The 14,255-nt window shown below is 38.2% G+C and carries 11 protein-coding genes; 2 read left to right on the top strand and 9 right to left on the bottom strand.

Annotation, left to right across the window (positions count from 1 at the left end; translation table 11 throughout):
* Positions 1–10: 10 nt before the first annotated feature.
* The 9 genes from H5088_RS07245 to H5088_RS07285 all read right to left on the bottom strand — a co-directional run bounded on the left by H5088_RS07245 (position 11) and on the right by H5088_RS07285 (position 10,153).
* Entirely contained in the window at positions 11–763 is a 753-nt protein-coding gene (locus tag H5088_RS07245) for a DUF3450 domain-containing protein (protein ID WP_024594647.1), read from the bottom strand.
* Positions 764–1,014: 251 nt separating this feature from the next.
* Complete coding sequence (locus tag H5088_RS07250; protein ID WP_024594646.1) at positions 1,015–1,629, bottom strand: DsbA family protein; 615 nt, start codon at positions 1,627–1,629, stop codon at positions 1,015–1,017.
* Positions 1,630–1,642: 13 nt separating this feature from the next.
* The gene (locus H5088_RS07255) at positions 1,643–2,725 is read right to left on the bottom strand and encodes a GGDEF domain-containing protein (RefSeq protein WP_182752560.1); all 1,083 of its coding nucleotides are present in this window, start codon (positions 2,723–2,725) and stop codon (positions 1,643–1,645) included.
* Positions 2,726–2,730: 5 nt separating this feature from the next.
* The gene (locus H5088_RS07260; protein ID WP_182752561.1) at positions 2,731–4,620 is read right to left on the bottom strand and encodes a methyl-accepting chemotaxis protein; all 1,890 of its coding nucleotides are present in this window, start codon (positions 4,618–4,620) and stop codon (positions 2,731–2,733) included.
* A 255-nt stretch (positions 4,621–4,875) separates the two neighbouring features.
* Positions 4,876–6,132: a sugar MFS transporter gene (locus tag H5088_RS07265; protein WP_165723870.1), complete on the bottom strand. Its 1,257-nt coding sequence runs from the start codon at positions 6,130–6,132 to the stop codon at positions 4,876–4,878.
* Positions 6,133–6,220: 88 nt separating this feature from the next.
* Positions 6,221–7,111, bottom strand: a complete 891-nt coding sequence (locus H5088_RS07270) for an ABC transporter substrate-binding protein (RefSeq protein ID WP_182752562.1) — start codon at positions 7,109–7,111, stop codon at positions 6,221–6,223.
* Between the two features lie 78 nt (positions 7,112–7,189).
* The gene (locus H5088_RS07275; protein WP_024595017.1) at positions 7,190–7,702 is read right to left on the bottom strand and encodes an RNA methyltransferase; all 513 of its coding nucleotides are present in this window, start codon (positions 7,700–7,702) and stop codon (positions 7,190–7,192) included.
* Positions 7,702–8,214: a YcgN family cysteine cluster protein gene (locus H5088_RS07280; RefSeq protein WP_182752563.1), complete on the bottom strand. Its 513-nt coding sequence runs from the start codon at positions 8,212–8,214 to the stop codon at positions 7,702–7,704. The genes H5088_RS07275 and H5088_RS07280 overlap by 1 nt, the downstream gene beginning before the upstream one ends.
* 97 nt (positions 8,215–8,311) lie before the next feature.
* Positions 8,312–10,153, bottom strand: coding sequence for a DUF885 family protein (locus tag H5088_RS07285; RefSeq protein WP_182752564.1), 1,842 nt, complete (start codon positions 10,151–10,153; stop codon positions 8,312–8,314).
* 154 nt (positions 10,154–10,307) lie between these two features.
* On the opposite strand from H5088_RS07285, the gene H5088_RS07290 reads away from it, so the two are divergent.
* Both H5088_RS07290 and H5088_RS07295 read left to right on the top strand, forming a co-directional pair.
* The gene (locus tag H5088_RS07290) at positions 10,308–11,585 is read left to right on the top strand and encodes an amidohydrolase family protein (protein WP_182752565.1); all 1,278 of its coding nucleotides are present in this window, start codon (positions 10,308–10,310) and stop codon (positions 11,583–11,585) included.
* Positions 11,586–11,803: 218 nt separating this feature from the next.
* Complete coding sequence (locus H5088_RS07295) at positions 11,804–14,224, top strand: TonB-dependent siderophore receptor (protein ID WP_182694884.1); 2,421 nt, start codon at positions 11,804–11,806, stop codon at positions 14,222–14,224.
* The last annotated feature ends 31 nt before the right edge of the window (positions 14,225–14,255 follow it).

A 14,255-nucleotide genomic window follows, 5' to 3' on the forward strand; every position in this document is an offset into this window, starting at 1 on the left:
TTTCAACCTCTTATTCTGCTGCATGTACTGGCAGAGTTAACATATCTGGGGCAAGTTGTTTACGCGCAATGCGTAAACCTTTATTAATTTGGCTTATTGTAGAGTCTGGTAATGCTTCAAATGATTTTGTCTCTGCATTCCAGCTACCTGCTTTTTTGCCATCGCGTGTTAGGTAAATAAGCTCTAAACGGCCAATGCGTAAAAAATCAACTTCACGTTCTTTGTCATCCACATTTAAAAGTGCGGTATAAGCTTCAATAGTGCGCCCGTAGTCAACTTCTACTTGATACGCTTCAAGTACACGGCGGAATTTTTCACTTGAGTTAATATCAGCACGATTCATCATTTCTTTTAAAGACGTAACGCGCTTAGTGCGCTCATCAGCTAAAAATGGAATATCTAAAGATACAAACTGCTCAAGACCTTCAATCATTCTAAGCATTAGCGGAGTAATTTGACGTTCAATAATAGAAACCTGATCCATTGACAGGTTTAAAGATTCCATCTCTTCTATTTGATTATTTAATTGTTTAGTTAGCTGGGCGTTGTATACAGCTAAACCATCAATCTCTTTATTGAGGGTTTTAAATTGCTGTAAACGTCCTTGCATTGAATCTGCAATCTTGTCTATTTTTGTTTGTGATTGCGCAGCTGATTTATTAATTTCACTGCTTTTATCAATAACCTTATCTAAATCGTTTGCGTGTACTGCTGCACTTGCGGCCACAATACCAGCTAAGATTAATGGTTTAACGCCTTTCATCGCATACACCTTTACTCGTTAGTTAGCGGATTTGCTAGTTTGTTTTTTTAGGTCATAAACTTTGTTATATAAATAATTTATGACTTAATAATTCAATGAGCAGGAGTTTATAGATGAAACATGACAAGGATGTTGCGCAAAAAAGTCGCTTTTATGACAATGGTAACAATTGAGACTTACAAGGAGGTTTTAACGCGAATAAGGGTACTTGCTGGCCAAATACCCCCTATTAAGAAGATGCAAGAAGGTGGTTAATCCAAAATTGAATTAATTTGATTAAGGGAATAGTGCCAATCGGTATAATTAATTTCTATAGGGTATGCTTTATTATCTTTAATAAGCACTAGTGAGGGAAAACCTTGAATTGGTAAAGTGCGAACAAAAGATAACTCAGCTTTAAATTCATCATTAAGCTCGCTTGACGCTAGCTGCGCCGAAAACTCATCTTTATTTAAGCCAATTTTTTCAGCCAAACTAATTAATGTACTTTCATCAGACGGGTTTTGTGCGTTTAGGTAATAAGCGTGTTGGATAGCAGCCACCATTTGAGCTTCTTTACCCGCTTTACGCGCTATAAGTGCAGCTCTGCATGCGGGATACGTTGAACGCCTTGGCTGGCAATTGCGCCAAAAGTTATAATTAAATTGCGTACCTAGCTGAGCTGAAATTTTATGCCAAGTGCCCTCAAGCATCTCTTTCATATTTTGTGGCATTGGGTCTTGGCTATCAGGTGCTAATCCACCTACTTTATATTCAATTGCTACTTTACCAGCAAGCTCTGATTTTAGCTTAAGCCAGGTTGGTGAGTAACCCCAACACCAACTACACATTGGGTCATGAACATATATTAACTTACTTTGAGACATATTAATCCTTCAACTAGTTTGAGACGACACTATTACGACCAGCAGCCTTTGCACTATAAAGAGCTTCATCAGCTTGCTTTAATGAATCATCATAATCAGTTACTTTATTTACTTGGGAAATACCAATGCTACAGGTGATTGAAATACGCTGCTTGTCATCAGTAAATATAACATGCCCTGCCACAGCTTCTCGAAATTTGTTCGCAATTACAGAGGCTGCAGAGGCTGTGAGCTGCGGTAAAATAACAACAAATTCCTCACCGCCATAACGGGCCTTTAACGCAGTTGCCAAAAATTGAGACTCAAGAAGTTTGGTAAATTCTATCAATACCGTATCACCAAAATCGTGGCCATGCGTATCGTTTAAAGATTTAAAATTATCTAAATCAATTAACAAAATTGAAAAAGGTAAGTACTGCTCTGGGCGTGTTTGAGCAAGCTTTAAAAAATGAGAGGTAATAAAACGCCTATTTGCTATGCCAGTAAGGGGGTCAGTATAAGCATCTTGTTTTTGCTCTAGCGTAATATCGGCAATAGCCATGTGGCTTTTATGCCTAAAATACTCACTAATAAATGAGAATAAAAACACCATAGAAAAGGACGCTATAAAACGTGTTTTTTCTACGTTGCCATAGCTAACTTGACCAAAGTCAGGGCCGTATAAAATAACAATACAAGAAAACAGTAAGGTACAGCCTAACCAAGCACCTAATCTAACCCCTAAAGATGCAAACGTTACGACAGGATAAAACATTAGCCAATATAGCGCGGTATTATCTTTACCGCCGGTATAAACAAGTGCAATAAACATCATGCACACAATGCTCATACTTATTAATGCCACAACTTGCAGGTTACCCGTTTTTATAAAGTAGATAGAACAGCATATATTTGTAATGTTAACGATAATTAATGAAGCGGTCAGTAGTGGCGAATAAAGCTTATAATTAAAAAACACTAATACTGCGATCACCACAATTGAAATCCCAATCATGGTAAATAAAGAAAACGCTTTGCGTTGCATGTCTGAGCTATAAACACTGTCGATATTTATCAGACTGAGCCAATTTGGTTTATTCACATTTTTTTTAGTCATTAATTTTATACTTTAAACTTTTGAACCATATTTTCTAAAGCACTAAACTGTTGTTTTAGTTTGGTACATTCGTCAAGCGTGTCATTTAAGTTGGCCTTGCCTTGTATACAAAGCGAATTAATTGTTTGAATATCTGTATCTAATAACTTAACAACTTGGTTTTGTTCGTCTGTTGCAGTGGCCACAGAGTGATTTGCATCGTTAATTTGTTGAATCGCTTGTATAACATGGCTCATTAAATTGCCAACAGCATCGGCTTGTTGCACGCTTTTTTCACTGCCTTCAAGGCTTGTTTTCATAAGCTCTACAGCAAGGTTTGAGCCTTTTTGCAACTGACTAACCGTGTCTTCAATCTCTTGCGTTGACTGTTGAGTGCGGTGCGCTAATTGGCGAACTTCATCTGCTACAACGGCAAAACCGCGTCCCGCCTCTCCTGCTCTAGCCGCCTCAATTGCGGCATTAAGTGCCAATAAATTAGTCTGCTCGCTTACACCTTTAATAACTTCAAGCACTTGGCCAATACTGGCTGTATGCGTATTTAAACTGTTTATAGTTTGCTGAGCTTTTTCCATATTACCCGAGAGCTGGTGGATAGTTGCAACACTGTGGCTTAATGCTTCTTGGTTTTGTGTTGAGTGTTCATCTGCATTTTTAGCAAGCTGCGATGCACTCTCTGCATTACTTGAAATATCCATTGATGTGGCAGAAAACTGGTTGATAGCTGCTGCAACGCTATCGGTTCGTTTACTTTGATCATCATACATAGACAGCGAAGAATGTGTTTGTGATACCAAGCTCTCAATAGCTGTATCTAATTGCTTTGTAGACTCTTTTACTTGTTCTATTGAATGCTGAATTTTTTCGATGAAAATATTAAATGAATAGCTTAAATCGCCAAATTCATCGTCGTTTTCAACGGTTAAACGCCTTGTTAAATCGCCCTCACCTTGTGCTATATCTTTAATAGCATCGTTTAAACGATTCATTGGCTGCATTAAATAGCGTAATAAAAGCTGCATCATAATTATAATAGTGATAATTCCTATCACCATAAAAACAGCTGCGGTTTGGCCAAAATTAGAGACACTGGCATACGCTTTATCTTTGTCTATAACAACACCTAGGTACCAATCTACGTTTTCAATACCACTAATTTTTGTAAACGAAATAAGCTTAGACTCTCCGTTTATCTCGTACTGGGTAAACTCACTTTGTAAAGGCGTATTCGTGCCAAATATGTCTGATGTATTTTTTAAGTTTAACTGAGCATTTGGATGGCTTAACACTTGGCCTTTATTATCGAGTAAAAAACCATAACCGAGTCCTAAAAAGTCAATATCGTTGATAATTTTTGTCACGGTCTGCATATCAATATCGGCACCTGCAACGCCGCTAAACTGACCATTTTGGAGTATGGGTACTACCGCTGAAATTGTAAGCTCGTTAGTGGTTACATCAATATAAGGAGTTGTAAAAGCGGTATTTGATTTGTTTTCGACTAATTTATACCAAGGACGAGAAGTCGCATCAAAATCTGCAGGTAATACAACCGTTTGATCGTTTAATATAAACGTGCCGCTGGATTTACCTATATACGTATTTTTAAAGCTTCCAGCAAGCTCTGCTGTATTTAGTTGTGAAAGGGTGAGTGCTTTAGAATCATTAGCTTTATGGGTTTTAGCAATTGATATAACAATCGCCAACTTTGCATTTAACCAACTCGCTATATTTTGTAAAACAGATTCGGAATTTTGTTGCAATACCAAGCTTAACTGCTGCTCGGTTTGCTTGCGCATCGCAATGTAGTTATTAGAAGTAAATAACCCTAGCACCAAAACCAAAATTAAGGAGGCTGCAATAGTCACTTTGGAAGTAAATTTCAACGAGTTAAGCATATACACCCTTTTTATTATTTATCGTTATTAGCCTTACTGTTTTAGCAAAAATTTAGCTAAATGTCCTAGTAAAAGAGACTTACAGTTAGGTTATTGATGAAAAATAAGAATAAAGGATTGTAAAACAAAAGGCTTTCGTGGGTAACTGGCTAATATTAAATAATTAATGACTAGATTTATTTTTTATGGAACGTTCCCATTAAATATAGCTTTATAAGTGACTGAATACGTATTCAGTCACTTTTGTATAGTCTGTTATTTCCACTTATTTGCTAAGCGAACAACATTTAAACCGTACCATGCAATAAATACATAACATAACATTGGAACAAAAAAGCTTTGCTGTATATTTACTGTATCAGCTATAAACCCTTGCAGTAATGGTACAAGTGCACCACCAACAATTGCTAAACATAACCAGCCAGAACCTTTGCTCGTCAATGATCCTAGTCGCTCGATTGCAACTGAAAATATAGTCGGGAACATAATTGAGTTAAATAAACCAATTGCCAATACTGAGTATAAAGCGACGTCACCTTGAGTAAAAATAGTGATCAATAATAGCGCAATAATACTAAATGCATTAAACGCTATAGCTTTAGAAGGTGCTATCTTTTGTAATAATACAGAGCCTATAAAACGCCCTACCATTGCCCCGCCCCAGTAATAACTAATAAGTGCGGCCGCAGTATGCTCTTCAAGCCCTGCTATGTGCGCCTCACCAAAGTAGTTAACTAAAAAGCTGCCAATGGCAACTTCCCCGCCTACGTAGCAAAATATAGCAAGTACACCCATAGTTAGGTGCGGTGCTTGCATTAACGAACGAGATTCAATTGCTGTATTATTTTCCTCTTTGTGGGCTTCAATTTCTGGAAGCTTTATAAAGGCAAATACAATAGCGATAAGCAATAAAGCGCCAGCAAGCATTAAATAAGGCACTTTTACAGATTCAGCAGTTGCTGCCGATGCGGCTAAACTACCTGCCGTACCGAAAAATAATAAACCACCAACATAAGGCCCAACGGTAGTACCAAGCGCATTAAGTGCTTGTGCTAAATTTAGACGAGAAGAAGCTGTTTTTTCACTGCCAAGAGCTGCAACATAAGGGTTAGCAGAAACCTGAAGTACAGTTACACCAGCAGCAAGTACAAATAAAGCGCCTAAAAATAGCCAATATTCATGTACTACAACAGCAGGGTAAAACAACATACACCCCATTGAAGCCACAATTAAACCAGTTAAAATTCCTTTTTTGTAACCAAATTGCTTAACTAAAAGCCCCGCAGGAATAGAAACAATAAAGTAAGCCCCAAAAAAGCAAAACTGTACTAGCATCGCTTCAAAAAAGCTCAAATCAAATACGCCTTTTAAGCGTGGTATTAGTACATCGTTTAAAACAGTAATAAAACCCCATAAAAAAAATAGGGTCGTCATTGCAGTCAGTGGAAACAGATAATTTTTATTTGGCTGTTCGTTGACCGCGAATGATTGGTTTGTATTTATTTCACTCACGTCGTTTTCACTCCATTAACAAGTTGAAAACGATTTTACATGTTTAAATATAAATTAGTCAGCGCACTTATGGAACGTTCCAGTGGCGTTATTCACATTGCGTGTTGGTCGCTCTAACAATTCGGTCTATTTCGCCACTGTTATTAAACTGATAAAGCCCTTCGTTTATATCCTCTAATACTAAAAGCCAATTATGTGCACGCTTACTAATGGCAAAATATAACGAGTTATATTGCAAAGGAATGCTTTCTTGCTCAATGGAAGAAAGCAAAGACTGTTTTTCAGGTTTAGTTAAAGAGGAGTAAGCCACAGATGATTTCAAAGCTTGAGGATCGCCTATAACCAAATCAACACGTTTAGCAGTCAGTAGCTTAACAAGCTGTAAGTCATCAACAGAGGCGATAACTTCAAACTCACCATTGTCCATCATGGCATCAAACTCTGGCGTATTTTGATACCCTCGAACAACACCAATCTTAAGCCCTTTGAGCGAGTTCAAGTTTCCTGTGAAATGGTCTGTATCGCCTTTCCTTTTTAAAAAAGCAATTTCGCCACCTTTAAACGAATTAGATAAGCCGAGTAATTCTCGACGTGTTTTACCATCAACATAATCGGAGGGGGCTGTATCTTCTATAAAGTATTCAGGCATTAGTATGTCAGCCCTGCCTAGTTCTACATTTCGTACCGCTCTTGCCCAAGGCAAAAATTCAATATATACGCTGTAGCCCTTACTATTTAACAAGGCAATTGAAAATTGATAAACCCAGCCTTTATTACATACATTATTACCAATATAGGGAGGCCAATCGAGTGTGGCTAGATGAAGTGTTTGTTTGGAGTTTTTAGCTTCATAGAGCACCCCTGATTTATGGGAATGCCCATTTAAAGTGTGTTGAGTACCATTTTGAAAATACTCAACCGATGTTTCAGCAAAACTATTACTAGTTGTTAGCAATAATATAAAATAAAACCAGCGCATTTTAGTATCTATTTGTGATTAATAGTGTTTTTAAGTTTAGCTACTACTAACACTTTTGCACAAATAAACCTTAACTAATCAGCTTTTTTGCCACCTCATTTTATTGTTTGTATCACGAGAGCTAATAATAGTATCGTCACTACTCTCAACGCCGCCTAATTTAGCCAAGCGGTCATACAAAACTACATTACAGGTTGCCGCTAAGTTCATGCAGCCAATAGTTGGAATATATACCACTTCATCACACCACTTTAAGACGTCTTTTGATACAGAACCATCTTCGGGCCCAAATACATAAAATGCATTTTCAGGATGTTTAAACTCAGGTAAAGGTGTTGCACCTTCAATAAGCTCAATAACCACAACCGTTGCGCCTTGTGGCTTTATTGCTTCTAAATTATCTGTTTCGGTTAAAGGAATACGCTCCACTACATTTTTTGTATCTGTATGGAATTTTTTGGCATTTAAGTAGCGATTGCCTGTAAAAAAAACTTGTTTAGCGTCATAACAGCCAGCTGCTCGCAATACACCGCCAACATTAGTCGGGCTTTTAGGATTGATTAAACCAATTACGGCTTGTTGTTTACTCATTAATCTACGTCCTTTGTTGGCCATTCTGCAATGTACAAATCAAAGTCGTCGAGCTTTACATCGCAATCTTTTACTGTTTTGTCTTTTACAGAAATACCTAGCTCATGCATCTTTGTTTTATCACCATTATTTAATAACGGATGCCAAGAAGCCAAACCACGACCTTCATGTAAACGACGGTAACTGCAGCTTTGTGGCATAAAAAAGATGTCTTTAAGGTTTTCTTTTGTGAGTTTTATACAAGAAGGAACAAGCGTTTGGCGGTTTTCATATTCGCTACAACCACAGGTGTTGTTATCAAGATACTGACATACAATATTAGTAAATATTAATTGCTCACCTTCGCGTAACTGATCGGTGGCGGTAAATTCGTCTTCATCTTCGCTATCAATAAACGTATTTAAACAACATTTTCCGCATCCATCACAAATGGCTTCCCATTCGTTTTGACTCATGTCGCTTAAGCTTTTTTTAAGCCAAAATTGTGTATTTGCTAATTGTTGATCAAACATAGTTTACTCGTGCCCCCTAAAGAGCGCGCATTCTACCGTATTGCTGTAAATGGCGCAAAGCCAATACCCTTTCAAAGTACTGGCTTTGCGCTACAAATTAGCTTTGAGATTTAACCCAACGCTTAATTTTTTCCTCAAGGATTGGCATTGGTAATGCGCCATCAATTAATATTTGCGTGTGAAACGCTTTAATATCAAATTTATCACCGAGTTCTTTTTTAGAAAAATCACGTAATTCTTGAATTTTAAATTGCCCTAACTTGTAAGAAAGCGCTTGTCCTGGCCATGCAATATATCGCTCTACTTCAGCAATTACATCGCTTTTAGCCATAGATGAATTTGCAAGCATGTAATCTATACCTTGTTGACGCGTCCACCCTTTTGCATGAAAACCAGTATCAAGCACTAAACGCATTGCGCGTAATTGCTCATCCGATAAACGTCCATACCACATATAAGGGTCGGTAAATAAGCCTAGCTCTTTGCCTAAGCTTTCTGCGTAAAGCGCCCAACCTTCTGCGAACACGGTATAGCCACCAAATTTACGAAAATCAGGTAAGCCCTCTATTTCTTGCTGAAGTGCTATTTGAAAGTGATGACCTGGGGCTGCTTCGTGAATCGATAAAGTTTCGAGTAAAAATTTAGGCTGCGCTTTTAAGTTATAAGCATTGATATAAAAAATACCAGGGCGAGAGCCATCAGGCGCCGGAGATGCATAGGATGCACCTGCTGCCGACTGCGCTCTGTAGGCTTCAACTGCTTTTACAACGTAAGGTGCTTTGGGTGCTATGTTAAAAAGTAGAGGTAAACGCGCATCTATTTTTTTCTTAACGTTTTCATATGCCGCAATTAACTCCTCGGGCGTGTCGTAGTAAAATTCATCTGAATCGCGTAAATGATCAAAAAATTCAGATAGCTCACCTTTAAAGCCTACGGTTTCTTTTACTTTTTTCATTTCGCTTAAAATGCGCGACACTTCACTTAATCCAATGTCGTGAATTTCATCTGCAGATAAACTAAGCGTTGTGTTTTTCTTAATTTGGTATTCATACCATGCTTTACCGTTTGGTAAGTCACTGTAACCTACGCTTTCTCGACTATTAGGAATATACTGATTAGCTAAAAAGTCACTCATACTTTTATAAGCCGGTACTAAGTGCTGCATAATCAATTGACGATACTGCGCTGTAATTTTTTGCTTTTGCTGTGCACTAAACGATTCTGGTAATTTTTTAATTGGTCCCCAAAACAGTGAGTCTTCAGCATTTTTAACTACATGAGCCGCAAATTGTGGCTGCAGTTTTTCAGCAAGTGGTTTTGGTAACGTAATACCTAGTTTAATGCCTTGCGCCATTGAGCGCTCTACACTGGCAAGCCACTTTACAAAACCTTCGCTGCGCGAGATAAAAGCCGTGTAATCTTCAACGGTATTAAACGGCTGAGCACTTTGACCTGAACCAAAACCTGCAAAGGTGTTATGCGCACCTGCCATTTGGTTAATTGGTAGTAAATAATCAGGAAACTGCATGCCTTCTAATTTAAGTGCAAGGTCGCGCTCTAATATTTCAAAACTTAAAAGCGATTGCCCTGTTAACTGTGCTTTATCTATAAAGTTTAAGCGCTGTTGATATTTTTTATAAAAAGCCGCTTTTTTAGCTCTATTTTCTTTTGAAATCTCAGGCGTAAATTGATCGTTAAACTCGTTACGACCATTATACGTTGCGCTGATGGGGCTGTATGTGAGCGATTCATCGTAATACTGTGCAACAAGTACATCGAGTTGTTGCTCTGCTGAAAGCTCTGAAACAATACCTGCCGATGCGTTAACTGTGTTTAGCTGCGTACTGGTATTAGTCTGTGTACTAAGCTCAGTATTCATACAGCCACTTAAAGCAAACATAACGCCACTGGCAACTAATGCTAATTTAATTGATTTCATGATAATCCTTTTTAATATCGTTTTTTAATTATGCGCATTAAACCGTGCTTAATAAAGAAATTACGATAGATTGCATTCATCGTATTAAATTTGCACTTTTATCTGAACTTGTTACATTTCTATTAATTCAAATATGATTTAAAAGAAAAATAAAATGAAAAAACAACTACTCAGCACCTCTATTGCCTTACTTTGCTTAACCACTTTTAATAGCCATGCAGTTACATACCTATCGGCTAAAGCCATGATTGATGTTAAAGATGGCAAGCTCATTAAATCGCCCTTAATTACTATAGATGATGGCGTGATCACTAATGTTGAACAAAATAAAAAACCAACGCTAACTAAAGATGATAAACATATTCAACTCCCTGATTTGACCCTTATGCCTGGTTTAATGGATATGCATGTGCATTTAACGAGTGACCCTACGGTGCCGCGCAGTGAACGTTTAGGCCAGTCAGTTCCTAGAATGGCGATTAAAGCGGCTCATTTTGCTAAAAAAACCTTAGAAGCTGGATTTACAACAGTACGTAATGTTGGCGCAGAAGGTTACAGCGTCATAGCCGTGCGTGACGGCATAAATGCGGGTGACATAGTTGGCCCTCGTATTTGGGCTGCAGGCCCATCACTCGGCATTACTGGCGGGCACTGTGATAACAACCGCCTGCCTCCTGAGCTTAAATATACTTCAAGTGGCGTCGCAGACGGTCCATGGGCTGCGCGTATAAAAGTACGCGAAAATATTAAATACGGGGCAAATGCTATTAAGTTTTGCGCCACAGGTGGAGTATTTTCAAAAGGGACTAAAGTAGGTGCACAGCAGTATTCTTTTGAAGAAATGAAAGCCATTGTTGATGAAGCCCATATGCGAGATTTACCAGTAGCTGCTCACGCACACGGTACAAGCGGTATAAAAACAGCCATTAAAGCAGGTGTTGATAGCGTAGAGCATGCCAGCTTTTTAGATGACGAAGCGATAGCGCTTGCCAAAGAGCATGGAACTTGGCTTTCTATGGATATTTATAACACCGAATACACACTCACTTATGGCGAGCAAAACGGCGTAGACGAAGAAAACCTAAATAAAGAGCGCCAAGTTTCTAAAAGGCAACGTGATAGCTTTAGCCGTGCTGTAAAAGCGGGTGTTAAAATGGTCTTTGGTACCGATGCAGCAATTTACCCGCACGGAGATAATGCAAAACAGTTTAGCCGCATGGTTGAATTTGGCATGACAGAACTACAAGCCATTCAAGCATCAACTATTAATAGCGCTAAGTTATTAAAAATGGATACTCAGTTAGGACAAATTAAAACCGGATTTGCAGCTGATATAATTGCGGTAAAAGCAAATCCTCTTAAAAGTATTAAAACCTTAGAGGCAGTACCTTTTGTAATGAAAGCAGGGGTTGTTTATAAAAACCAATTGTAAATACACGCTATTAAGGCTGAGTTTACTCAGCCTTAATAAAACTCTCACCTATATTGAATATGCCATAAAAGGGTCACCGCCCCCCTATTAGACTCGCTTTTGTCTATTAATTATCCGAACAGTTTTATTTAATCAAATAAAATGAACTTTCTATTCACTTTAAAAACAATAACCATTATCATTCGCGAAAATTCAATAACGCGAATAGTTATCACTCTATGAAAACGTTTAAGTACTCTCTTATTACTCTTGCTTGTTTAAATGCAAATGTTGCATTTGCCCAAAATACAAAAGTTGATGCTGATATTGAACGCATCAGCGTATACGAAAAGCAAAACCGCGTGGTGATGAGCTCTGGTCTTGCTACTAAATCAGACATGTCTTTAATGGAAACTCCTGCACCGGTAGTAATTATTGACCGAGAACTGATTGAATCTCAAGGTGTAGATAGCTTACAAGATTTAGTTAGAAACGTAAGTGGCTTAACACAAGCAGGTAATAATTACGGTATTGGTGATAACTTAGTAATTCGTGGTTTAGATGCAAACTACACCTACGATGGTATGTATGGTGGTGCAGGCCTGGGGAATACATTTAACCCAACTCGTTCACTTACAAATGTTGAATCTGTTGAGGTTTTAAAAGGCCCTGCAACAGGTTTATATGGCATTGGTAGCGCAGGTGGCGTAATTAACCTAATTGAAAAAAAGCCAGAGTTTGAAGAAAAACACAAAGTATCGGCTGAGCTTGGCCAGTGGGATAGCTATTCATTATCGTTTGATAGCACTAACGCTATAACAGATGATTTAGCTTATCGTGTTATGGCTAAAACAGCGTCAAGTGACGGATTTCGCGATTTAAAAGAAGATCGCGACGAAATTTATACCTCACTTAAATACGTGCTTAATGACAGACAAAACATCATGCTTTCTGCAGCCTATATAAAAGATGAAATAGCGGTTGATTCTATTGGTCATCCTATTCGTATTTACAGTGCAGAAACTGCAAACGGCTTAAGCGCGGGTGAAGTAACTGGTGCCGATTTAGTAAACGATCCGACAGGAAGCGGCGTACAGTTAAGTGATGCACAACGCGACCAACTTGCTAATTCATTATCTGCATCTGATGGCTTAACACCTTATAGCTTTGGCACAAATGGTATTATTTCACCAATGGCTGATGCTAACGAAGGTGAAGAGTTGCGTTTTAAATTAACGCATAACTATTACATTACTGACGATTTGTTTTTAAACCAGCAGCTACAGTACCGTAACTACACATCAAGTTTTGCGCGCCAAACAGGTGCATATAACTACGTCTATTCAACACGCGATGGAATAATTAATAACGACCCCCGTGCTCCATTAGTTGAAGACGGTGTACTTTACCCGTATGCAGCACGCCGCCAAGAATACCGCCAAGTAGAAGCAGATGAAAAATCATGGCAGTACTTCTTAGATTTACGTTATGACTTTATGTTAGGCGACGTAGATAACGAATTACTGGTTAACGCCAACTACGAAGATAGAGATATTCGTTTTAAACAATTCTCAATATGGGATCAAGATTACGTACTCACAAACAATGATGGTGATGTAACGTACCAAGGTTCGTTGCCGTATATTTACGATATAAGAGAACCAAATTGGCCAACCGGTAACTTTGAAGATTACGATCCGCTTAAAACAAGTGACTACAATAAAAAAGTACAAGCATGGGGCTTAGGCATTCAACATGTTGGTTACATAACTGAAGAACTTACAACGCGTATTGGTGTGGCGTATAACCGAATTGAGCAAACTTATGAGCACTTTGGTGTTGATGAGCGCTACAGTTCTAGCCGTGCAGAGCCAACACCTGAAGCGAGTACATCAGATTCTGGCTTAACGTATAACCTTGGTGCAACGTATCAGCCATCTGAAGATTTATCTGTATTTGTAAATCATTCAAAAGGGCGTACAGCGTATAGTGTATTAGGCTCTGTGGCAGGTAACGAAGCTGACCGTGAAGATTCAGAGTCTATAAGTAACGACCTAGGCTTTAGATTTAAAGCATTTGATGACCAACTACTCGCATCTGTTGTTATATTTGAAAGCTCTCGTACTAATTTAGAATACGCAAACCCGCTTTATGACGCATTAACATCAGGCTCAGATGTACCTGAAAGCTATTATGATGGTAAAGAGCAAACAAAAGGTGTTGAGCTTGATTTAAATGCTTACTTGAACGATAAATGGAAAGTAAACGTAAACGGTATTTATCAAGATGCACGTGACAAAAGTAATCCTAATAGCAGCAGTTACGACACACGCCAAAAAGGTGTGCCTTACGTAACAGCAAGTACGTGGGTAACCTACTACGCAGATATGTTTAATTTACCTGAAGCTGTAAATATAAGTGGTGGTATTACGTTTGTAGATAACAGAAGTACTAATTCAAGTTCATTCTCGATTCCTGATGGTTATGTACCAAGTTATACGACTTACGATACAGCTGTATCGTATACAACTGATAAATGGCATATGCAGTTAAACTTAAATAACTTGTTCAACAAAAAGTATTACTCAAAAGCGATGTTTTTAGGTGGTATGCCAGGGGAAGAGCGTAATGCAAAACTAAGTTTTAGTTACACACTTTAATTGGTTAACCTGAACTCTGGATAAATAAATC

It is taken from the genome of Pseudoalteromonas sp. SR43-3 (assembly GCF_014163875.1).
Taxonomy (GTDB): Bacteria; Pseudomonadota; Gammaproteobacteria; order Enterobacterales; family Alteromonadaceae; genus Pseudoalteromonas; species Pseudoalteromonas distincta.